At 30.3% G+C, this 22,463-nt stretch carries 20 protein-coding genes; 19 read left to right on the plus strand and 1 reads right to left on the minus strand.

Features of this window, described 5'->3' with window-relative positions:
* Positions 1-116 precede the first annotated feature (116 nt).
* The 15 genes from ACEN2I_RS00495 to ACEN2I_RS00565 all read left to right on the plus strand — a co-directional run bounded on the left by ACEN2I_RS00495 (position 117) and on the right by ACEN2I_RS00565 (position 16,733).
* Positions 117-1,640 carry a lipopolysaccharide biosynthesis protein gene (locus tag ACEN2I_RS00495; RefSeq protein WP_441764160.1) on the plus strand — a complete coding sequence of 508 codons (1,524 nt, stop codon included), beginning with the start codon at positions 117-119 and terminating at the stop codon, positions 1,638-1,640.
* A 10-nt stretch (positions 1,641-1,650) separates the two neighbouring features.
* Positions 1,651-2,769 carry a polysaccharide pyruvyl transferase family protein gene (locus ACEN2I_RS00500; protein WP_441764161.1) on the plus strand — a complete coding sequence of 373 codons (1,119 nt, stop codon included), beginning with the start codon at positions 1,651-1,653 and terminating at the stop codon, positions 2,767-2,769.
* A gap of 15 nt (positions 2,770-2,784) precedes the next feature.
* Positions 2,785-3,975 carry a hypothetical protein gene (locus tag ACEN2I_RS00505; RefSeq protein WP_441764162.1) on the plus strand — a complete coding sequence of 397 codons (1,191 nt, stop codon included), beginning with the start codon at positions 2,785-2,787 and terminating at the stop codon, positions 3,973-3,975.
* 225 nt (positions 3,976-4,200) lie between these two features.
* Positions 4,201-4,881 carry a CatB-related O-acetyltransferase gene (locus ACEN2I_RS00510; RefSeq protein ID WP_441764163.1) on the plus strand — a complete coding sequence of 227 codons (681 nt, stop codon included), beginning with the start codon at positions 4,201-4,203 and terminating at the stop codon, positions 4,879-4,881.
* 34 nt (positions 4,882-4,915) lie between these two features.
* Positions 4,916-5,473 (plus strand): acyltransferase, encoded by a 558-nt coding sequence (locus ACEN2I_RS00515; protein ID WP_441764164.1) that lies wholly within the window; start codon positions 4,916-4,918, stop codon positions 5,471-5,473.
* On the plus strand, positions 5,466-6,623 hold the full coding sequence (locus ACEN2I_RS00520; RefSeq protein WP_441764165.1) for a glycosyltransferase: 1,158 nt from the start codon (positions 5,466-5,468) through the stop codon (positions 6,621-6,623). The genes ACEN2I_RS00515 and ACEN2I_RS00520 overlap by 8 nt, the downstream gene beginning before the upstream one ends.
* An 8-nt stretch (positions 6,624-6,631) precedes the next feature.
* Positions 6,632-7,849 carry a hypothetical protein gene (locus ACEN2I_RS00525; RefSeq protein ID WP_441764166.1) on the plus strand — a complete coding sequence of 406 codons (1,218 nt, stop codon included), beginning with the start codon at positions 6,632-6,634 and terminating at the stop codon, positions 7,847-7,849.
* A 94-nt stretch (positions 7,850-7,943) separates the two neighbouring features.
* A complete protein-coding gene (locus ACEN2I_RS00530; protein ID WP_441764167.1) occupies positions 7,944-9,119 on the plus strand; it encodes a glycosyltransferase family 4 protein in 1,176 nt (391 codons plus the stop codon).
* Complete coding sequence (locus ACEN2I_RS00535) at positions 9,120-9,692, plus strand: CatB-related O-acetyltransferase (protein WP_441764168.1); 573 nt, start codon at positions 9,120-9,122, stop codon at positions 9,690-9,692.
* A 44-nt stretch (positions 9,693-9,736) separates the two neighbouring features.
* Positions 9,737-10,282 (plus strand): putative colanic acid biosynthesis acetyltransferase, encoded by a 546-nt coding sequence (locus tag ACEN2I_RS00540; RefSeq protein ID WP_441764169.1) that lies wholly within the window; start codon positions 9,737-9,739, stop codon positions 10,280-10,282.
* A 36-nt stretch (positions 10,283-10,318) separates the two neighbouring features.
* Complete coding sequence (locus ACEN2I_RS00545) at positions 10,319-11,152, plus strand: glycosyltransferase family 2 protein (RefSeq protein WP_441764170.1); 834 nt, start codon at positions 10,319-10,321, stop codon at positions 11,150-11,152.
* A 22-nt stretch (positions 11,153-11,174) separates the two neighbouring features.
* Positions 11,175-11,921, plus strand: coding sequence for a glycosyltransferase family 2 protein (locus tag ACEN2I_RS00550; RefSeq protein ID WP_441764171.1), 747 nt, complete (start codon positions 11,175-11,177; stop codon positions 11,919-11,921).
* A 41-nt stretch (positions 11,922-11,962) separates the two neighbouring features.
* Positions 11,963-13,381, plus strand: a complete 1,419-nt coding sequence (locus ACEN2I_RS00555) for an undecaprenyl-phosphate glucose phosphotransferase (RefSeq protein WP_441764172.1) — start codon at positions 11,963-11,965, stop codon at positions 13,379-13,381.
* A 148-nt stretch (positions 13,382-13,529) separates the two neighbouring features.
* Positions 13,530-14,321, plus strand: coding sequence for a polysaccharide biosynthesis/export family protein (locus ACEN2I_RS00560; RefSeq protein WP_441764173.1), 792 nt, complete (start codon positions 13,530-13,532; stop codon positions 14,319-14,321).
* 24 nt (positions 14,322-14,345) lie between these two features.
* Positions 14,346-16,733, plus strand: coding sequence for a GumC family protein (locus ACEN2I_RS00565; RefSeq protein ID WP_441764174.1), 2,388 nt, complete (start codon positions 14,346-14,348; stop codon positions 16,731-16,733).
* Positions 16,734-16,820: 87 nt separating this feature from the next.
* Here ACEN2I_RS00565 and ACEN2I_RS00570 read toward each other — a convergent pair whose 3' ends face one another.
* Complete coding sequence (locus tag ACEN2I_RS00570; protein ID WP_441764175.1) at positions 16,821-17,558, minus strand: tyrosine-protein phosphatase; 738 nt, start codon at positions 17,556-17,558, stop codon at positions 16,821-16,823.
* A gap of 178 nt (positions 17,559-17,736) precedes the next feature.
* Here ACEN2I_RS00570 and ACEN2I_RS00575 point away from each other — a divergent pair, with 178 nt between their 5' ends.
* The 4 genes from ACEN2I_RS00575 to ACEN2I_RS00590 all read left to right on the plus strand — a co-directional run bounded on the left by ACEN2I_RS00575 (position 17,737) and on the right by ACEN2I_RS00590 (position 22,460).
* Entirely contained in the window at positions 17,737-18,921 is a 1,185-nt protein-coding gene (locus tag ACEN2I_RS00575; RefSeq protein WP_441764176.1) for a hypothetical protein, read from the plus strand.
* A gap of 30 nt (positions 18,922-18,951) precedes the next feature.
* The gene (locus ACEN2I_RS00580) at positions 18,952-20,115 is read left to right on the plus strand and encodes a glycosyltransferase family 2 protein (RefSeq protein ID WP_441764177.1); all 1,164 of its coding nucleotides are present in this window, start codon (positions 18,952-18,954) and stop codon (positions 20,113-20,115) included.
* 83 nt (positions 20,116-20,198) lie between these two features.
* Positions 20,199-21,521: a dihydrolipoamide acetyltransferase family protein gene (locus ACEN2I_RS00585; RefSeq protein ID WP_441764178.1), complete on the plus strand. Its 1,323-nt coding sequence runs from the start codon at positions 20,199-20,201 to the stop codon at positions 21,519-21,521.
* 168 nt (positions 21,522-21,689) lie between these two features.
* Positions 21,690-22,460, plus strand: a complete 771-nt coding sequence (locus ACEN2I_RS00590; RefSeq protein WP_441764179.1) for an exonuclease domain-containing protein — start codon at positions 21,690-21,692, stop codon at positions 22,458-22,460.
* The last annotated feature ends 3 nt before the right edge of the window (positions 22,461-22,463 follow it).

Raw genomic sequence — 22,463 nt, forward strand, 5'->3', positions numbered from 1 at the left:
TAAAATTTTAAAAATGCTTTTTTTATAGCCAATAACGCTAATGCCAATTTTCATAATATTTTATTTTGTCAGAATTATTTTAAACAATTTGATGATGTTGATAATTTTTTGTTTTAATGGAAAATAATAAAAAAATATATAAGAATACTTTGTTTCTTACTTTCAGAATGATGTTTTCGATATTAATATCATTTTTTTCTACAAGATTAATTTTAAGCGCTTTAGGTATTGAAGATTTTGGTATCTTTAATGTTGTTGGGGGTGTGGTTGCATTTTTTGCTTTCTTCACGAATGCTATGACGTCAAGTAGTCAGAGACACTTGTCTTATGAGATGGGTAGAGGTAGTATTGAAAGTGTAAATGATGTCTTTAATGCAAGTTTGAGGATACATATAGTAATGTGTTTTATAGTTTTTATAATTAGCGAAACTATAGTTTTGTATTTCTTAAAGAGTGAACTTAAAATACCATCTGATCGATACTATGCTGCAATTTGGGTTTTTCAGGCAGTTGTTTTTATTTTGATTTTAGATATACTTAGTGTACCATTTCAAGCCATGATTAACGCAAAGGAAGATATGCATGTGGTGGCAACTAGGGGAATTGTAGAAAGTTTATTAAAGCTTTTTGTAGCATTAATTATTTTTTACACAACTTTTTTTGACAAACTGATATTGTACTCATTTTTAATGTTTTTACTGTATTTTTTTTTAAACATTTCCTATTTTTTTTATTGCAAGAAAACATACAAAGAGACAAGTATAAAAAAAGGAAAAATAGACAAAGTCTTATACAAGGAGCTAACTGGTTTTGCAGGTTGGACTTTATTTGGAATTTTTGGAGGGATTTGTAGAACTCAAGGAATATCAATTTTATTAAACATTTTTTTTGGACCTGTAATGAATGCGGCTAACGGAATAGCAAACCAAATCTCTACTCAATTTCAATCTTTAGCAGATACCATACTTAAGCCCTTTGCTCCCCAAATAGTGCAGTCTTATGGAAAAAAGGATTATGAACGAACGCGTGAATTAACTGTCCTGAGTTCAAGATATAGCAATTATGTTGCATTGTTAGTTTGCTTACCTATTTTCTTTAAGTTAAAGTTTATATTAGATTTTTGGTTGCATACTTATCCCGTAGAGACTATAATAATTGCAAGATTAGTAATTGTTAATTTAATACTTTCATTACTTACAAATCCATTAATTACAGTTGTTCAGGCTACAGGGAGAATTAGAAATTACCAGATAATAATAGGTACAATGTTTATGTTGAATATCCCAATTGCATATACACTTTTAAAATATAATTATCCCTTTTATTCTATATTTATAAGTCTTATTTTTATTACAATACTAACAAATGTTGTAAAACTTTTATTTGTTAAAAAGATGATTAATCTTTCAATTTTGTTTTGGTTAAAAAAAGTATTACTTAAACCAATTATTATAGTTAGTTTAAGTACTTCTTTTTATTTTATTTGGAATAATATAATTTTTGATCATTATGACTCAATGATATACAACTTTATTAGTTTGCTATATATGGGCTTTTCAATTATTGCACTAATAATTTTTATTGGGTTAAATAAAAATGAATTTACAAAACTCAAAAATTTAATTATTGAAAGATTTTAAATAAAAACTTATGAACTATTTTTTTTACAGTTTAAATACACAATTCGAAAATACAGGCGATTTATTAATCAATAAAGCACTTATTAATTTATTATCAAGTAAAGGTGTTGTATATATAGAAGATGCTAATAAACCGCAAGATTTTATAGATCAATTATTAGACAAGAATGTAGTTCAATTATCTACAGTTTCTACTAAATCAAATGTTATTGATTATCTTGATGAGAGATTAACTGATAAAAAACGAAAAGATAGTTATTTTCTAATTCTTGTTCCTGGTGATCTTTCCAAAGTAGGTATTAAGATGGCAATAAAATCTTCTTTGTACGCCTTAAAAAGATTAATTCCTCTAAAAAAAAGAGGTGCTAAGGTGTTGAGATTAGGCGTTTCTCTGGGAAATTTTGATTTTTTTAATGGCTATGTAGAGTCTTTTAATTCATGGATTTATTTCTATTATGCGGTTAGGGATAAAAAATCTTTAAAAATTGCTGAAAATTATAATTTCAGTAATTTGAATTATTTTCCTGACTTGGCATGGACTTACTGTTGGAAGGATAAACCCAAAATAGCATCTAAAAAAAAGGATTACGTTGTTTTAAGCTTTCGTTCTAATGCATCAGGAAAATATCATGATACTGCGTATATAGAAAAAATCACAAAAAGTCTAAAAGATATTCTATTAAATAGTGACCTGAAAGATTATAAGATTTATGTATCTTATCAGGTAGAATATGACAGAAGCGCAAGTGAATATATTTTTAACTATTTTAAAGATGAGTTTGACATTGAATTTATTGATAAAAATTTAAATATTGAAGAAGCTCCTGACTTGTATTTCAATGCGAAAATTGTAATAACAAATAGATTACATGTGTTTATGTTAGCATTATTGACAGATACATTAGCAATACCAGTAATTGATAAAATTGATAATAAAAAAATTTGGAATATATTAGAAGACAATGATTTAGAGGGTCTTGTTCTAGACAGGCAGCTTCCATCTGAAAAAAATATTGAAAGACTAAATAAGATATTTAATGAAAATGAATTTTGGTTAAAAAAATTCAACGAAAAAAAACGGGAAAATTCTGAATATATTTCTAAAAAAGTTGATTCATTGTTTTTATAAATAAAAGATTTTCAAATGATAAAACCTGCTATAGTAGTAATAACATTTAACAGACCTCGTTCTTTAAGTCGAGTTTTATCATCTCTTAGTAAAGGCTGTTATAATGAAAATGAAAATGTAATTTTAGTAATTAGTATTGATTATCAGAATTCTGACAACCATACAGAGGTTGTAAAAATAGCTAATGAATTTAAATGGCCTTTTGGAGAAAAAAAAATTATTGAACACAAAGAAAATTTAGGTTTAAGGAAACATGTAATTAGTTGTGGAAATTTAGTGAACCATTATGATTCAATTATTATGTTGGAAGATGATATATACGTTTCTCCACAATATTATAATTATTCGGTTAACTCTTTAGCATTTTATGCAAATAAGGATTATATAGGTGGAATATCTCTCTACAAACACGAGAAAAACCCTAATAATAATAGACCGTTTCAACCTTTGCATAATAATTTTGATGTTTTCTTTTTGCAATTTGCCCAATCTTGGGGACAATGCTGGTCAAAAGATATGTGGTTTGGTTTTATGAAGTGGTATGAAGATAAATCAGTTTGGGATAAAGATGAAGAAGTTGATTTACCATCATTTGTATTAGGCTGGCCAAAGAGTTCATGGTTGAAGTATTTCATCAAGTATTTGTCTGAAACAAATAAGTATTTTGTTTATCCTTATCACTCTTTTTCAACTAATTTTAATGATGTTGGAACACATAATAAAGATTTTTCAAATAACGACTATCAAGTAAATCTTGACATTATGTCTGATAATATTGGAAGATTTCCAGTGTTAAAAGAAGCAGTATGTTACGATTCTTATTTTGAACTTCAAAAAATTGAAAGTTATCTAAGTAATTCAAAAAAAAAATGGGTAACAGATTTATGTGTGGATTTATATGGAACCAAGAAAAATTTTAATAATAATAAATATTGGTTAACAACAAAGTCTTTACCTTTTGGAGTTATCGAACAGTATGGACTCAATCTAAGGCCTCATGATGTTAATATATTGTTAGAGAATTCAGGGAGTGATATTTTCTTATACGATACTAGCATAGCTCGAAATGTATCGGTAAATAAGGAATTAAATACCTTGGTTAATTATGATTATAATATCACAATGAAAAAACTTATAATTTTATTAAAAATGAAACTGATAAGAAGAATCAAATCAGGTTTTAGTAATTTGTTAAAATTCAAGTAGGTTATTGCATAAGGATATAATGAGTTGCTTTGTCTCGAAATTAGTTTTAGATGTTTGAAATTTGGGTTGTTAGTTTAAATAATTGTATTGTAAGTGGACTATATATAAAATTATCTATGACTATTTTTTGAATACAATTCCTTTATAAATTATAGGTGTTATGTAATAATTCCTTTTTTATATTAAAAATTCAACTATAAAGATTAAATCTTAATAAAATAATATATGTTTTTTGATGTATTGAAATTTATGTTTAAAAATTTATTCTTAAATATAAAAAATGAAATAATTAATTATAAAGTAAAGAAAAAATACCCAACTTTAAAGTTGTCAGGAGATGTAAAAATTAGTAACTGTAAATTTGGGAATTATAATTTTCTATTAAATGCAATAGTGACAAATTCTAATTTTGGAGATTATTCTTATGTTGCAAAAAATAGTTATATTAATAATTGTGAAGTTGGAAAATTTTGTTGCATTGGCCCAAATGTTCAAATTGGATTAGGAGAGCACCCAGTAAAAGATTTTGTTTCAGTTCATCCTGTGTTTTATAGTGATACTTCCAGATTAGGATACTTGTTTAGTAAAGAATCTCATTTTCAAGAATATCATCACTCAGAAATAGGTAATGATGTCTGGATTGGAGCAAATGTTATTATCCGCGGTGGAGTTATAATTGGTGATGGTGCAATAGTTGCTTCTGGATCTGTAGTAACAAAGGATGTTGCAGCATTTTCTATAGTTGGTGGCGTGCCTGCAAAAGAAATAAAATCTAGATTTAATGAGAATGAGGTTATGTTTTTAAAAAAATATAAGTGGTGGGATAAAGATATTGATTTTTTAAAAAAAAATTATCTGCAGTTTCACGATATTAAAAAATTAATTAACGATGTTTATCATGTTTAAGTTTATTTCATCAATTAGATATAAATTTTATATTATGTATAATATATTATTTTGTAGATTTAATAAGAGAATAGAAACTACTGGTAAAGTTAGATTAGTCGGTCCAATATCAATACAAATAAAAAAAAATGGAAAGCTTTTTTTAGGAGATGATTTAAGGGTTGTTAGTGGGCTTATGTTGAATCCATTAGGTAGAAATATATCATCTTCTATAAGGGTTGATAAAGATGCCCAAATAACAATAGGAAATAATGTTGGTATGAGCAATGTGTCACTTTGGGCCAAGACAAATATTAGGATTGGCAATAATGTAAAAATAGGTGCAGATTGTTTATTATTTGATTCAGACATGCATTCCTTAGATTTTGTTAAAAGGAGAAAACCTTCAACAGATGCTATAAATGCAAAGTCGTCAGAAATAATTATAGAAGATGATGTTTTTATTGGCACCAGAAGTATTATTTCTAAAGGAGTTACTATTGGTAAACGTTCAATTGTAGCATCTGGCAGTGTACTCGTAAAATCGATACCTCAGGATGAAATTTGGGGAGGGAATCCTGCTAAATTTATAAAGAAAATCATAAATGATTAATAAGATATTATATGATTCCGCTATCTCTGGCCATCACTCAGAATATATTTCACATCTTGTTGACTATATAGTGGGTTTAAATTCTGAGGATATCTTTTATTTTATAGTTTCCGACCAGCTTAATATTGAGTTTCCAGAAATTATTGATAAAGCCAAAGGATGTGACGCAATTATTTGGGAGTTTATTCCAAAAGAAAAAGTAAATTATATTAATAAGTTGTCCTTCGTCAAAAGGTCTTTTTTTGAGTTGGCACTGGTAGAAGAATATGCAAGGAAACTTAATGTTAAAGATGTTTGGTTGTTATATTTTAATATTTTTCAATTTGCATTAATTTTTAAAAGACCATCTTTTACAATAAAAGGTATTTTGTTTTTACAGTTTTTAAGGATGGAAAGAACAACTTTTAAAGATAAAATAAAATATTATCGTAAATATTTAACAACTAAATATTACGGTTACAATCCAAAAATAGCAACTATTTTCATTTTAAATGATGAAAAGACGGTCAATTATTTGAATCTTGAATTTAAAAAGAGCATATTTAAAATGCTTCCAGATCCTATTCCCGTTTACAAAGAGGATGAAGGTTTTCAGATTTATAATTATTATAATATTCCTACAGATAAAAAAATATTATTACATCCGGGATCTATAGATCCTCGTAAAGGCACATATGAGATTATTGATTCAATTGATTTTTTGAAAGAAAAAGAAATAAAAGAATATGCAATATTGATAGTAGGTAAAGCTAAACCTAATATTGAAAATAGCATAAAATCAAAAGTAAGTGTTTTAAAAAACAAACATTTTACTATTGTTTTTGATAATACATTTGTTTCAAACGAAAGATTAAAATCACTTTTTTTACAATCATATGCAGTTTTAATGCCATATAAAAATGTTGAGGCTTCGAGTGGTATAATGGGGCATGCAGCTATTGTTAATAAATGTGTACTGGCGCCAGAATCAGGATTAATTGGAGAGATAATAAAAAAATATAAATTAGGTGTTCTAATAGAAAGGCCAACTCCATTATATATTGCAAAGGGAATTGAAGAAATAGGAGATTACACTAATGACGAGTTATTATCCTCAAAATTTATTTCTCAGCATACAGTTGAAGTTTTTTGTTCTTATTTATTGAATTAATTTTTTTAATGACAAAAATAGAATTTTTTAGATATTTAGGTATTTCGTTATCACTTATTGGAGTACCGTTAGGAATGTATTTTAATTATCTATTTCCTTTTATTAAGTGGTCTCCTATTTTTATGTTTTTATCGATAATTTTGATAGTGTCATATGAAAATTTATTTTTTGGGAAGTTACCATCATATAATAAATGGTTTACACTAGTGATTGCCTTCCAATTATTAATGCTGTTTTATGGATTGTTTTCGGATAGGTTTACTTCTCAACTTTTAAGCTTTCATGTTTATATTATTTCATTAACTTTTGCGTTAGCTAGTAATCAAAAAGACATTCCTTATGAAAAAATTATTTTATTTACTTTTTTTATTTCGGCTTTATGTACTTGTCTTGGGGCTTATTTTATCTGGAAAGGCCTTGTAACAGGACAAGATGCTTGGCAATTAAGACAGGACCAGGAAGACTATGCGCTTGAAGCCTTTACAATATCAAATGGAGCAATAGTTAATTTTTCGAGTGCTGTATGCTTACGTTTCAAAAATAGATTTCTTAAGATTTTATTATGGGTTGTCCTTGTATTAGATATATATGTTTTGTTTATGTCTACTAAAAGAACACCAGTATTAGTTGCGATACTTGTAGTAATTTTGTATTTATATAGAACTGGCTCTGTTAATAAATTTTTAGTTCTTAAATATTTTAAGATTCTGGTATTGATGTTCATTGTTTTTATTGTGGCATATATGAATGTTGAGGCTTTACAAACAACAATCGATAAATTTATATATGAATCCTATAGTGGTGTGCTTAACATATTGGGGAATACCGATATAAGTGATACTACAGGATCTGCAATTTCCAGATATAGAAGCAGGGAATGGACATATAATTATATTGAAAATAATTTCAGTTTTTTTAATTATATTTTTGGTGCTGGATATATGACCCGATGGATTGATAACCCTCTTTTGCAGTCTTATTTAGATATGGGTATTTTTGGTTTGTTTTTCTATATATTGTTAATATTTGTTTTTCCTATAAAAAGTTATCTTAAGGTAAATACGATAGTTGTACTTTTTGCAATTCTACTTTGTGTATACAACTTTATGTCATCTATTAGCTCTGGAAACCCGTACGCATATATAAAACACGTTCCTATAGTTTTTTTAGCTTTTGTACTGAATTTACAAAAAAAAACTACAAAAAAGAGTTTTTCAAAAAACTGAAATCAGAGAGTTAAAATTTTATTATAAGAACAATTAAAGATCAGAATTATAATGAATATAGTTCTTTGTTTTGAATTAAAACCATAAAATTTCAATGGATAAAACAATAATTGTTTATCATTATTTGGCATCTTACAGACAACCTGTCTTTACGAAACTTATGAAATCGAAGAAAATCGAATTTTCTTTGTATTCAGGAACGGTGAGTGAAATTGAAATAAAGAAAATTGACACCAGTTTTTCTTCAAAAAAAATAAACAATAACGGATTACGCTGGTTTTTTTTAAATAACACATGGTTTTTTAAAAAAAAACTGCTTTGGCAATCCGGATTAATTACTTTAATGCTTAAGAGCGATTATGATTCTGTCATTTTTTTAGGATCTCCATATCATATTTCTACATGGTTCGCTGCTATAGTGGCAAGATTAAGAAGAAAAAGAGTATATTATTGGATGCACGGAGTCTATAAGGATAGAATTACTTTTGTTGATTACTTTAAATTATTTGTCTTTTATAAAATAGCTAATGGTTTTTTTTTATACGGAAGAAGAGCTTACAATGTATTGAATCGGTATAAGGTTAAGCCTAAAGAGAATATTCATATAATCTATAATTCGTTGGATTATGAAAAGAGTCTTGAATTTAGAAAACTTATTACTAAAAAAGACATTTGTGATTACAGACTTAAATATTTTAACGATAAGGATACTCCAGTAATTGTTTTTATAGGAAGATTAAATTCTATTAAGCGCTTAGACATGATAATTGAAGCGCAGAGTTATCTTAAATTAAAACACAATAAAAACTTTTTTAATACTCTTATAATTGGCGATGGTGAAGAAAGACAAAGACTTGAAATGCTCGTTGATCATAATAATTTAAGAAAAAATGTCTCTTTTTTAGGAGCTATATATGACGAAAAAATTAATAGTGAAGCGTTGATGTACGCAGATCTTTGCGTTACTCCTGGAGAAATTGGCTTAACAGCTATTCATAGTTTAGCATATGGTACTCCTGTTATTTCTCATGACAATCTAAATTTACAAATGCCAGAAGTAGAATCTATTTGTAGAGGAGTAAATGGAGACTTATATAAGTATAATAATTTAGAAGATTTGGCAAGTGTGATTGAAAATTGGTTGTTAATAAAACCTATTAAAGACCAATCATTAGTCTCTAATTGTTATAAGGTAATTGATGATTATTATAACCCAGATTACCAGTTGAAAATTTTTGAATCAGTGTTGTGTAATGCTAAAAATATATAAATGAATATTATTTTTAAATTAAAACAAAGTAATGAATTAGCCCTAATATATAGGTTTTTTAAAAGGCTCTTTATTAGATATGTATATGGTTTAAAAAAAGTACATAAAACATTTAATATTGGTGGGAAATGTAAAATAAGTAAAGATTTTGAGGCGGGAGAATATTCTTATGTCGGAAATAATTGTTTGATTTATCCTGGAGTTTCAATAGGGAGATATACTATGTTGGCGCAAAATGTACAAATAATAGGAGCTGATCATAATTATAATATACCAGGTGTACCATCAACTTTTTCGGGGAGACCAAATTTAAAAAAAACTATAATTGGTAGGGATGTTTGGGTTGGTGCAAATAGTATTATTATGGCAGGAATAAAAATTGGAGATGGAAGTATTATTGCTGCGGGTTCTATTGTTACAAAAAATGTAGATTCATTTATTATAGTTGGAGGAGTTCCTGCTAATTTTATGAGAAAGCGTTTTGAATCTATTAACGATGAGTTTTTGCATTTAAAGATGTTAAACGGTAAGGTTTTAAAAAATGTACGTAACAAACCAATAACAAGTAATTGATTCTTTATGTTTCAATTAATTGTTGTAATCAATGAGTATAATTTATGAAATATCAAATTCCAAAATATATTGACACAATACCTAAATCTGATAAGGCTTATAGATTACTTTGGCGTATTACTTCCTTATTTTTATTTAAACCTTTTTCTCTGCCTTTTTTTAATGGCTGGAGGGTCTTTTTATTAAAAGTGTTCGGAGCAAAAATTGGAAAATATTGTAACATATATGCATCTGCTTATATTCCATCCCCAAGGAATTTAGTTATGGGAATACATTCTACATTAGGTCCGCAAGTACAATTACATTTGGGAAAAACTCGTATAGGGAATAAAGTAACAGTTTCACAAAGGGCATATTTATGTAGTGCAACACACGAAACAACTTCATTAAATGTTCCTTTTGTGGCAGGAGAGATTATTTTAGAAGATTTTGTATGGATTGCTGCAGAAGCATTTGTAATGACTAACACGGTAATTTGCGAAGGAGCCATCGTTGGCGCAAGAGCGGTTGTTGTAAAAAATGTCGAGCCTTGGACAATTGTTGCAGGAAACCCCGCTAAATCTATTAAAAACAGGATATTGACTAGTTAAATTATTTCTTTTAAATTATCTATATATTGCATAATTATGATTTCAATTCTAATACTCACTAAAAATGAAGAACAAGATTTACCAGATTGCCTAGCATCAATAGCTTGGAGTGATGATATACATGTTTTCGATTCTTTTAGTGATGACCAAACGGTTGTAATAGCTAAAAGTGTAGGTGCTACAGTTACACAGCGTGTTTTTGATAATTGGTCAGCACATCAAAATTGGGGTTTGGCTAATATAAAATTTAAATACCCTTGGGTACTTTATATTGATGCAGATGAAAGGGTTTCAGAATCTTTATTGAATGCAATAAAAGCACTCAAGCCAGGTGTTGACTCTGAATTTGTTGCCTATGAACTTAGGAGAAGAGATTTTGCATGGAATGGAAAATGGCTAAAACATGCCCAAATGTCTCCTTTTTATTTACGGCTTTTTCGCCCGGATAAAATGAGATATGAACGATTAGTAAATCCGGTTTCGATTCCTGATGGCCCAATTAATAAAATTGAAGGGTTTTTAGATCATTACCCTTTCAGTAAGGGATTTAAATTTTGGATACAGCGTCATTTAAGTTATGCCGATATGGAAGCTTTAACAAGAGTAAAAGATTTGGATAGCGGTGTCACTTTTTCTTTTAGAAAAGCACTGTTTAGTAAAGATTTTACAGAAAAAAGATTCCATCAAAAAGGATTGTTTTACAAATTACCGGGACGTCCTTTAATAAAATGGTTATATATGGTAATAGTAAGAAGGGCATTTTTAGATGGAAGTGCAGGCTTGACTTATGCTACTTTACAATCGATTTACGAGTATTTTATTGTTTTGAAAAGCAAAGAATTACTGAGTCAAAAAAATAAAATAAAATAATTTTCTTAGCAAATCATAATTTATGAAAGTTTCCGTTATTACTGTTTGTTACAATCGAAAAGACACTATTGAGCAATCAATAAATAGTGTTTTAGATCAGGATTATCCGGATATAGAATATATAGTTATTGATGGCAATTCATCTGATGGGACTAAGGATATCATTAAATCGTATGCTGATAAAATTGCCAACTACATTTCAGAACCCGATAAAGGCATGTACGATGCTATCAACAAAGGATTAAGCCGGGCAACAGGAGATATAGTGGGTTTAATGCATTCTGATGATGTGTTTTATGACACAAAAGTAGTTTCTAAAATAGTGGAGGCTTTTCACAAAAATCCTGATGCAGATGCTATTTATGGAGATGGTCTTTATGTGACCAATGATGCAGAACAAAAAATAGTGCGTAACAGAATTGGTGGCGAATATGGTTTAAAAAGAATAAAAGCAGGCTGGCTGCCTTTGCATCCTACAGTTTACATTAAAAAATCAATAATAGAAAAATATGGAAACTATAATTTAGATTTTAAAATTGCTTCAGATACGGAATTTCTACTAAGATATTTATACAAATACAAAATAAATATAGCCTATCTCAATACGTATATCGTAAAAATGAGAATGGGAGGTTTGAGTACCAATTATAAAAGGGCTTTTGAAGTTTTGCTTGAGGATTATAACATCTATAAGTTTCATCAATTATCAGGAGCAAAAGTAGTATTTCAAAAAAAAATACTGGCTCTGCTGCAATATATAAACAAATAAATAAAACGAATGGTAGACAATAAAAAAACTTTTTTAATTTTATGAAGATTTTAGATGCCTTATCACGTCATCGTTTTTCCCGTTACTTTAAACTTTTGTTTGTGGTATGGGATGTAACACTTTTAAATTTTTCTATAGTTTTATCAGCCTGGCTACGATTTGGCAATTTAGATAAACTATTTCTAAAAGAAGTACAGACGGTTTCTTTTTTATCCAATTTAATTTGGATTGTACTGCTGCTTCGTAACGATTCCTATCGCATAGTACGAGTTGAGCCTTTGGAATCTATTTTAAAACGTACCACTAAAAAATTTATTTTTCATATTGCGATAATTGCTTTTTTTGTACTTTTTTTAAAATATTCGCAAATATCGAGACTACGTTTGCTTTATTTTTATGCCTGTTTTTTTAGCTTGTTAATGCTTTCGCGGTTTTTATCCATGGAACTTTTAAAATACATTAGGGCAAAAGGATATAATTTTAAAAATGTGATTATAGTGGGGGCTAACGATGCAGGAGAAAGAATTCGTAAGACATTGTCAAAAGATTTAACCTATGGCTATCGTTTTTTGGGTTTTTTTGATGAAAAAGTGGATCCTTTTGCCTTTATTTCATCGCCGGTACTGGGTGGGTTTGAGGATGTAGAAAAGTATGTCATTACTCATGCAGTAGATGAAATGTATGTGGCATTGCATATTGATAATGTGGATGTAATCAGTAAATTGATAAAAATTTGCGAACACCACATGGTGCGTATTAAGTTTATTCCCGATTTTCAGTTATATACAAAGTCAAGCAAGGTCGAAATTTCATTTTATGAAAATACACCCGTATTAATGTTTCGAACAGAACCATTAGAATACACAGTGAATAGATTATCAAAAAAAGCATTTGATATTTTATTCTCTCTTGGTGTGATGTTATTAATTTTTCCATGGTTGTTTCCCATAATAATGATTTTAATTAAAATAGAATCTCAGGGTCCTGTTTTTTTTAAGCAGGAGCGTTCAGGACGTGATAACGAGTCATTTTTTTGTTGGAAATTCAGGAGCATGCGGGTGAACAAACAAGCTGACAAAGTACAGGCCGGCAAAGGGGATCAGCGCATTACGAAGTTTGGAGCCTTTATGCGTAAAACGAGTATAGACGAATTACCCCAGTTTATTAATGTTTTTTTAGGGGATATGTCAGTAGTGGGACCAAGACCGCACATGGTCAATCATACGAAACAATATACGGATTTGATTAGCAATTATCTGGTACGACAATATACCAAACCTGGCATTACAGGCTGGGCTCAGGTTAATGGATATCGTGGCGAAACGAGAGAGTTAATCGATATGCAGAACAGGGTAGAGTATGATATTTGGTATATTGAAAATTGGAGTATTTTATTAGATATAAAAATAATTATAAAAACGGTTCTCAATATATTTAAGGGAGAAGAAAATGCTTATTAATTTATTTTTAGTTTGTAATTTTATTTTAAAAGTAGTAATTTAACCTTACAAATAACTAAAATTAGTTTAGTTGTGTAATCTGAATTAATTAATTGGATAAAATATTAAAGCTATTGCTTTATATTTGCGACATAAATCAACAATTCTAATGAATTTCAACCCTTACAGTTTTTTAAATAAAAGCATACTTTTTATAGTTTTAGGTTTATTTTTTTCCTGTGCCTCTAAAAAAGATATTGTCTACTATCAGAATATTGATGCAATTAATACCTCACAAAATATAGCTTCCTATGAAGTGAAAATTCAGCCGGATGATTTATTAATGATTATAGTCTCTGCGGAAGATCCTGAAATTGCAATTCCTTTTAATTTGAGTACTATTTCAACTCAAAATTCATCAAATTTGCAATTGGCCACAGGCCAACAGACTATTCAGTCTTATTTAGTGGATAGAAGTGGAAATATTGAATTTCCAGTATTAGGAAAACTCCAGGTTGGTGGCTTAAGCAGAACAGAAGTACTCCAGTTATTGAAAGATAAAGTTGGAGTTTATATTAAAAACCCAATAATAAACCTCCGAATTACGAATTTTAAGATTTCGCTACAAGGTGAGGTAAATGTTCCTGGAACCTATTCTGTAGCTTCAGAAAGGGTAACGTTAATCGAAGCTTTAAGTATGGCTAAGGATTTAACGATTTACGGTAAAAGACACAATATTTTGATTATAAGGGAGATGAATGGTGTTAAATCATACAATAGAGTAGATATAACAAAGGCAGATTTTATAAACTCCCCGTTTTATTACCTGGCACAAAATGATGTGGTATATGTACAGCCTAATAATGTAAAAGTAAATGCATCGGCAGTGGGACCTAATACGTCTGTTATTATTTCCGCTGTTTCTCTTTTGATAACAATTTCAGTCTTACTTTTTAAATAAAACTTATAAACTATACACAAAAAAATGCAGGATTTTTATAATGAGGTAGTAGAAGATGAGATAAAAGAATTGAATCTTCGGGAGCAGCTGGATAAATATATAATTCACTGGAAATGGTTTACATTAAGTGTTGTGCTTTGTTTGGTATTAGCTTTTTTGTATTTACGATACACGACACCAAGTTATGAAGCGAGTACTTCAATTTTGGTAAAAGATGAAAAAAAAGGAGGGATGCTGTCAGAATTATCCGCCTTTTCTGACTTAGGAATAGGTGGGGGCTCTGTAAATAATGTGGATAATGAGATCGAAATTTTAAAATCAAGAACCTTAATAGAGTCTACGGTAAAACAACTCAATTTGAATGTCAATCTGATAGTTGAAGGAAATGTAGTAGATCGGGATATTTATGAAGGATCTCCTGTGAATGTTTATTTTTTAAATAAATCGGAGTTATTTGATGAGGCTGATGTAACTTTAAGGTTAGATTTAGTAGCGAATGATAATTTCTCTTTAACTAGTGAAATAATTGATGAAGGTGCTGTTGAAAATGTCATTTTATCTGCTAAAAAGCAATTCAAGTTTGGCGAAAAAATACCAACAAGTCTAGGGATGCTAATTATAGGAAAGACAGCGTTTTACAAAAAAAATAACTTTGGGAAAGACAAACCAATTAGGATTATAATCAAACCTCTGGAGTATGTAACGGCTAATTTTAGAAACAGGTTAAAAGTAGAGCCTATAAGTAAAACCAGTAGTGTCGTTAATGTATCTATAATAGATCCTGTTCAAAAAAAGGCCGAAGATTTTCTGGATAAGATGATTCAAATTTACAATCAAGATGCGGCTGAGGATAAAAATTTTATTTCTGAAAATACGTCTAAATTTATTGCTGAACGTCTGGCATTAATTACTCAGGAATTAGACGGCGTAGAGCAGGACGTGGAAAGTTTTAAAAAATCAAATCAGTTAACAGATATTGAATCAGAAGCTAGGCTTTTTATTGAAGGATCAAACGAATATGATAAAAAAGGGGTTGAAACCGAAATTCAATTAAATGTAGTCTCGTCTTTGCTGGATTTTATTAAAAAAAGTACCAATGCCGATTTATTGCCAACCAACATTATAGCTGATGCAGGAGATGCAGGAGGCTTGATTACTACTTATAATCAGTTGGTTCTGGACCGCAACCGGATTTTAAAATCGGCTACTACGGAGAATCCTTCGGTAATAAAATTAGACCAGCAAATCTCCTCTTTAAAGGCAAATGTAGCCGCAAGTCTAAAAAGAATGCAGTCGACTTTACAAATTCAAAACCGTGATCTAAAAAGTCAGGAAAATATGCTGAATAGCAAAATTGGTAAAATTCCGGTGCAGGAACGCCAGTTTAGGGTAATTGCCAGACAGCAAAAAGTAAAAGAAGAACTATATTTGTATCTATTGCAAAAGCGGGAAGAAACCGCTATTTCATTGGCAGCGACTGAACCCAATGCAAGGGTTATAGATGCGGCAAAAGCAAATAAAAATCCGGTCAGCCCAAAGAAAAAAATGATTTATCTTGCCGGATTGTTGTTGGGGCTTTTAATTCCCTTTGGAATTATTTACGGACATGATGTATTGGATACCAAAATCAAAAGCAGACTGGATCTGGAAGGTAAAACCCAAATCCCTTTTATTGGAGATATTCCAACATCTGAAAATGCTAACGAATTAATTAAAACAGACAGTAGGACAAGTTCTGCCGAAGCGATACGGATTGTCAGGACGAATCTGGAATTTATGCTGACAAGTGTTCCGGACGGAAGGGCTAAAACTATTTTTGTGACCTCTACTTTTCCTGCTGAAGGAAAAACATTGGTATCTGTAAATTTGGCGGCTACATTCGCATTGTCCGGGAGAAAAGTTTTATTAATAGGAATGGATATTAGAAATCCAAAATTTTTGGATTATTTTGCGATGCCAAATGTTGGATTAACTAATTATCTGTCATCAAATGATACTGATATAAACCAATACATTATTAAGCATAAAGATTATGAAAATTTCTACATTTTGCCTTCAGGCATAATTCCGCCAAATCCTGCTGAATTGTTGATGAGTAAAAAGGTAGATACACTTTTTGAAACATTAAAAAAGGAATATGACTATATTATTGTGGATACTGCTCCAGTAAGTTTGGTTGCAGATACAGTATTGATAGCTAAAAATGCGGATACCTTTGTGTACGTAATGCGTGCGAATGTTTTAGAAAAGCGTATGCTGGCTATTGCGAATACTTTTTACAGGGAGAAGAAATTACCAAATATGTGTTTGGTACTTAATGATACAGATTCGACTAAAGGATATGGTTATGGATATGGTTATGGAGTTAAAGTAGAGAAAAAATCCTGGTTTAATAAATTCAAAAAAAACTAAGTTAAATAAATCAATTTTTTATAAAAACAAAAGGTCCAACATTAATTTGGACCTTTTTTTATGAGATTATATTTCGAGAATTAAGTACTAGAATTTAAAAAACTGATTGTTAGTTATTATTTTTTTTAGCGCATCAGTTGTAGTTACTTTTATTCTTTTTTCAAATGCTGAGATGTGGTTATCATGATGTACATCGGTACCCACAAAATCATACATTCCTTTTTTTAGAAGCTCTTCGGCAATTTTAGTGATTTCTTCACCATAATAACCTACAACTGCCAATAAATTTAACTGAAACAGGCATCCTGCTTTTTTTAATCTTTCATATTCAGTGAAATTTTTGTGATAAAACAAATATCTTTCCGGATGCGCTAAAACCGGAATGTATCCGGCAACCTGCAGATCAAATAAAATTTTATGTAATTGTATAGGAGCATTTATATATGACATTTCGACTAATACATAATTGTCTTTTAAGGTAAGAAGTTTTTCAGTTTTAAAGTGTTTTTCAAACCAATCGTCCATAAAGTATTCTGCAGCGGCCTGAAAAGGTTTTTGAATGTTGTTTTCAGATAATAATATAGTGGTTTCAGAATGTTTGTCCAGAATTGCCTGAGGCGAATTATTCCAAATATAATGACTAATATGTGGGGTGGTTATAAATTGTGAAACACCTATTTTTTCAAATGATTTTATTAGTCTTTCAGTATCTGATATGGTTTTTGCGCCATCGTCAATTCCGGGTAGTAGATGAGAATGAATATCGATATAATCGCCGGATAAAAGATCTTTTAAGTAAGGCTTTTGTTTTAAGAATGATAACATAACGACAAAAATAAAGAAATTGACAGAAATATTGCTGGCAATGCTTCAAAAAGATTTAAAATATTTTTGTTTGAATAATACATTTTTGATTTTAGGTTTGTATTTTTTTAATTAACTAGTAGTTAAGGTGTTATTGTCTATAAAGCTTTAAATTTGTAAGAAGATATACTACAAACCCATGAAATTACTTTATGAATTTTCTAAAATTTGGATTTTTTTCTTTTTAATGCCTTTTTGTTATGCTCAGAATGAGAATTTTCAGGTAGAAAAAGAGGATATTTTAGATGTAATTTATAAAATCTATCATAAAAAAGATACACTAAAAACAGGCGGAGATAAAAAAATTGCATTTTCCTTATTGCCTGCGCCGGCGAATGTAAATTCTAATTCAGGATTAGTGATTTCATTTTTAACTACCTTTTATTTAGGCGGGTCTGAAACCACAAAAATGTCTCAGGTTTCCTTTGCTCCTTATTTTAGTTTTACCAATCAGTATGTATTTCCTGTTCTGTCCTATATTTATACTAAAGATAACGAATGGAACTTTATTGGAGATTATCGATTTTTAATTTATCCACAGCCCACGTATGGATTGGGAAATCATTCAACTGATGAAGAAATGTCAATATTGAATTACCAGCAATGGCGTTTTTATCAGTTTGTTACCAGAAAAATAAAAGGTAACCTTCAAATAGGATTAGGTTTTTTATTCGATAATTATCAAAATATAAGGGAAGAGTCATCTAGTGTTACTGAAACTGATTATTCAAAATATATGAACGGTGATTTTACTGATGCCAGTTCCTTTGGAATTGCAGTTCAGGCTTTATTTGATTCCAGAAAAAGCAATATAAATCCTGAGGAGGGACTGTATGTTGAAACAGATTTTAGATTCAATACGAGCGGAGTAGAAAATAAGAAATGGAAATCTATTTACTTTGATGCGAGAAAATATCATTCATTTAGCAAAACCAGACATAAGGTTTTTGCATACAGGGCTTTTTACTGGTCAGCCTTTGATGGTAAGCCTCATTATTTGGATTTACCAAGTATTGGATGGGATCGTGATGGGAGAACCGGGAGAGGTTTTACACGAAATAGATTTAGAAGTAATGCTCTCATGTATTTTGAAACAGAATATAGAACCGATATTTCTAAGAATGGTTTTTTTGGTGCTGTTTTTTTTACCAATATTTTGTCTGTTTCTAAATTAGATACCTATCAGTTTAACAAATGGCATCCGGCAGTAGGAACTGGTATACGCATTAAATGGAATAAAAAAAACGACAGTAATTTGGCATTGGATTTTGGTGTCAGTAAAAACGATTGGTCATTACGTTTAGGTTTGATCGAAAATTTTTAACTTCCCCAAAAATATTTCAACTTAATAGTCATGCATTTATCGGTTATTATTCTTAATTATAATGTACGTTACTTTTTGGAACAGTGTGTGTTAAGTGTTCAGGAAGCACTTGCTGCAATTGATGGAGAAGTTATTGTAGTTGATAATAATTCGGATGATGATAGTTGTCAGATGATGAAAAACAGATTTCCGGAGGTTAAGCTGATTCAAAATAAAGAAAACTCAGGGTTTCCTAAGGGAAATAATTTAGGAGTAGAGCAAGCTAAAGGAAAGTATATCTGCATTCTTAATCCGGATACAGTGGTTTCAGAAGATACATTTTCTAAAATTTTGGCTTTCGCCGAAAAACAAGACAATCTTGGAATTATAGGCTGTAAACTTATTGACGGGACAGGTAATTTTTTGCCGGAAAGCAAACGCGGTATTCCTACGCCATGGGTAGCTTTTACCAAAATTTTTGGATTGTATAAAGTTTTCCCAAACCAAAGACTTTTCAATCAGTATTATGCACAGCATCTAAAAGAAAACCAAACAGGAAAAGTTGATATTCTGGTAGGTGCTTTTATGGTAATGAAACGTGATTTGTATTTAGAAATAGGTGGTTTTGATGAAGATTGTTTTATGTATGCTGATGATATTGATTTATCGTATTCTGTTTTGCAGAAACAAAAGAACAACTATTATTTTCATGAAACTTCAGTCATACATTACAAAGGCGAAAGTACAGTTAAGGATGGGAGATATATGAAAAGATTTCAGGAAGCAATGGAATTTTTTTATGAAAAGCATTTTAGGAAATCATTGTTTTTTTTGGTTGTTATCAAAATCGGGATTCTCTTTTTTTCGGTTGTAAAAATGTTACAGGGGAAACCCAAAGCAAATCCATTACCTGAAAGCTATATTTTCTTTTCTTCAAATGAAATTTTGTGTGAACAATTGTGTTCCGTTTTAAAAAATAAAGTTGCTTTTTTAGATTTAAAAAAAGAAAAAATGGTAAATTCGTGCCTCGTTTCAAAGAATAAAAGAGTTGAGGTTATTTTGGATAATCAATATATTTCTTTTAAAAAATGTATCGAAATCTTAGAAACTTTAAAGCATAAGCGTGTTACTTTTAAAATTTTACCAAAAAGTACCCATTTTATTATTGGAAGTGATTCTAAAAATGAACGTGGTAAAATGGTAAAAATTAAGTAAAAATTATATTTTATGTAATTTATTTATAAAATATTCAGTAATTTCGCAATCTGAAAATCAAAATCACCTTTTAGGTTAATAATATGGCAAGATTTGAATTGAGACTTCCAAAAATGGGAGAAAGTGTAGCTGAAGCAACCATTACAAACTGGTTGAAAGAAGTGGGAGACAAAATTGAAGCTGACGAAGCAGTACTTGAAATTGCAACTGATAAAGTTGATAGTGAAGTGCCAAGTGAAGTGTCAGGAGTTTTGGTTCAACAATTATTTAGCAAAGATGATCTGGTTCAGGTTGGACAAGTTATAGCGATTATTGAAACAGAAGGAGCTGATGTGTCAGAGGTTAAATCTCCTGAAGAAATTGCAGCCCCTGCAGAGGTGGCTGAAATTGAAAAAACAATAGAAGCAGCAAAAGAAACCGTTACAGCTCCGCAGGATTTCTCTAATTCGGATAAATTCTTTTCTCCCCTAGTGAAAAACATAGCTAAAGAAGAAGGGATTTCTCTTACTGAATTAGAAAGTATTGCAGGTTCGGGAAAAGAGGGACGTGTTACAAAAGAAGACATCTTAACATATGTTGATAATCGCCAATCAGGTGCTGATGAAGTTTCACAAGCAGTTGTTCAAACACCAAAGGGGTCAGAACAGGTAGCCGAGGTTCAAAAAAGCCAGCAAGCAGTTCCTGTTTCTGTAAACGGAGAAAATGAAATCGTTGAAATGGACAGAATGCGCAAGCTGATCTCAGGGTATATGGTAGCTTCGCTTCAAACTTCTGCACACGTTCAGTCGTTTATCGAGGTTGATGTAACAAATATTGTAAAATGGAGAGACAAGATTAAAACAGCTTTCGAAAAAAGAGAAGGTGAAAAACTTACCTATACTCCAATTTTTATGGAAGCCGTTGCAAAAGCAATAAAAGATTTTCCAGGAATCAATATTTCTGTTGAAGGCGACTATATCATTAAAAAGAAAAATATAAATTTAGGAATGGCTGCTGCTCTGCCAAATGGAAACTTAATTGTTCCTGTTATTAAAAATGCAGATCAGTTAAACCTTGTTGGGATGGCAAAAGCGGTAAATGATTTGGCAAATCGCGCCAAAACCGGAAAACTGAAACCAGATGATACTCAGGGAGGAACGTACACTGTCACGAATGTTGGTACTTTTGGAAGTGTTTTTGGGACACCAATTATCAATCAGCCACAAGTTGGAATACTGGCCTTAGGAGCAATTCGTAAAGTACCAGCAGTTATTGAAACACCGGAAGGTGATTTTATCGGAATTCGTCAGAAGATGTTTTTATCGCATTCATATGACCACAGAGTGGTGGATGGTGCTTTAGGAGGAAGCTTTGTGAAGCGTGTAGCAGAGTATTTAGAGGCTTTTGATGTAGATAGGGATTTCTAAATAAAGGCATTAGCAATATTAGATCCGACAGAATTTTAAATTTTGTCGGATTTTCGTTTTTTATCCGTTATAACTTGTTAAAAAGTAATTTTAACAATTGTTTACCCTAAATAAATTTGTGATAAGTCGTCTTTAAAAATTACATTTGTAAAATTCAAAAACAAAAAAATGGAACTCAAACTCAGCAGACCAATCTGCTTTTTCGATTTAGAAACCACAGGAATTGATATCGGAAAAGACAGAATCGTAGAAATTTCAATATTTAAAGTTTTTCCAAACGGAAATAAAGAAAGTAAAACCTGGTTAGTGAATCCAACAATCCCAATTCCACCAGAGACAACCGAGGTGCATGGAATTACAGATGAAAAAGTAGCAAATGAGCCAACATTTAATGAGTTGGCACCACAGGTGTATAATATGATTAAAGATAGTGATTTGGGAGGTTTTAACTCAGATCGTTTTGATATACCGTTATTGGCAGAAGAATTGCTTCGCGCGGGTGTTGATTTTGACATGAAAAACAAGGTTTCTGTTGATGTTCAGACTATTTTTCATAAAATGGAAGAGCGTACTTTAAGTGCTGCTTTGAAATTTTATTGTGGTAAAAGTCTTGAAAATGCACATTCTGCAGAAGCTGATACAATGGCAACTTATGAGATTTTAAAAGCACAATTAGATCGTTATCCGGAATTAGAAAATGATATGAAAGTGTTGTCAGAGTTTACAACTCGTAAAAAAATTGCTGATTTTGCAGGAATGATTGCTTTTGATAAAGATAACGAAGAAATTTTTGCCTTCGGAAAACACAAAGGTGCTAAAGTAGATAAAATCCTGGAAACAGAACCCGGTTATTTCAGCTGGATCCAGAATGCCGATTTTCCTTTGTATACCAAAAAAGTCCTGACCGGTATTAAATTAAGAAAACTAAATACGAAATAAGCT

The sequence above is a fragment of the Flavobacterium sp. W22_SRS_FK3 genome, from assembly GCF_052113665.1.
Lineage (GTDB): Bacteria > Bacteroidota > Bacteroidia > Flavobacteriales > Flavobacteriaceae > Flavobacterium.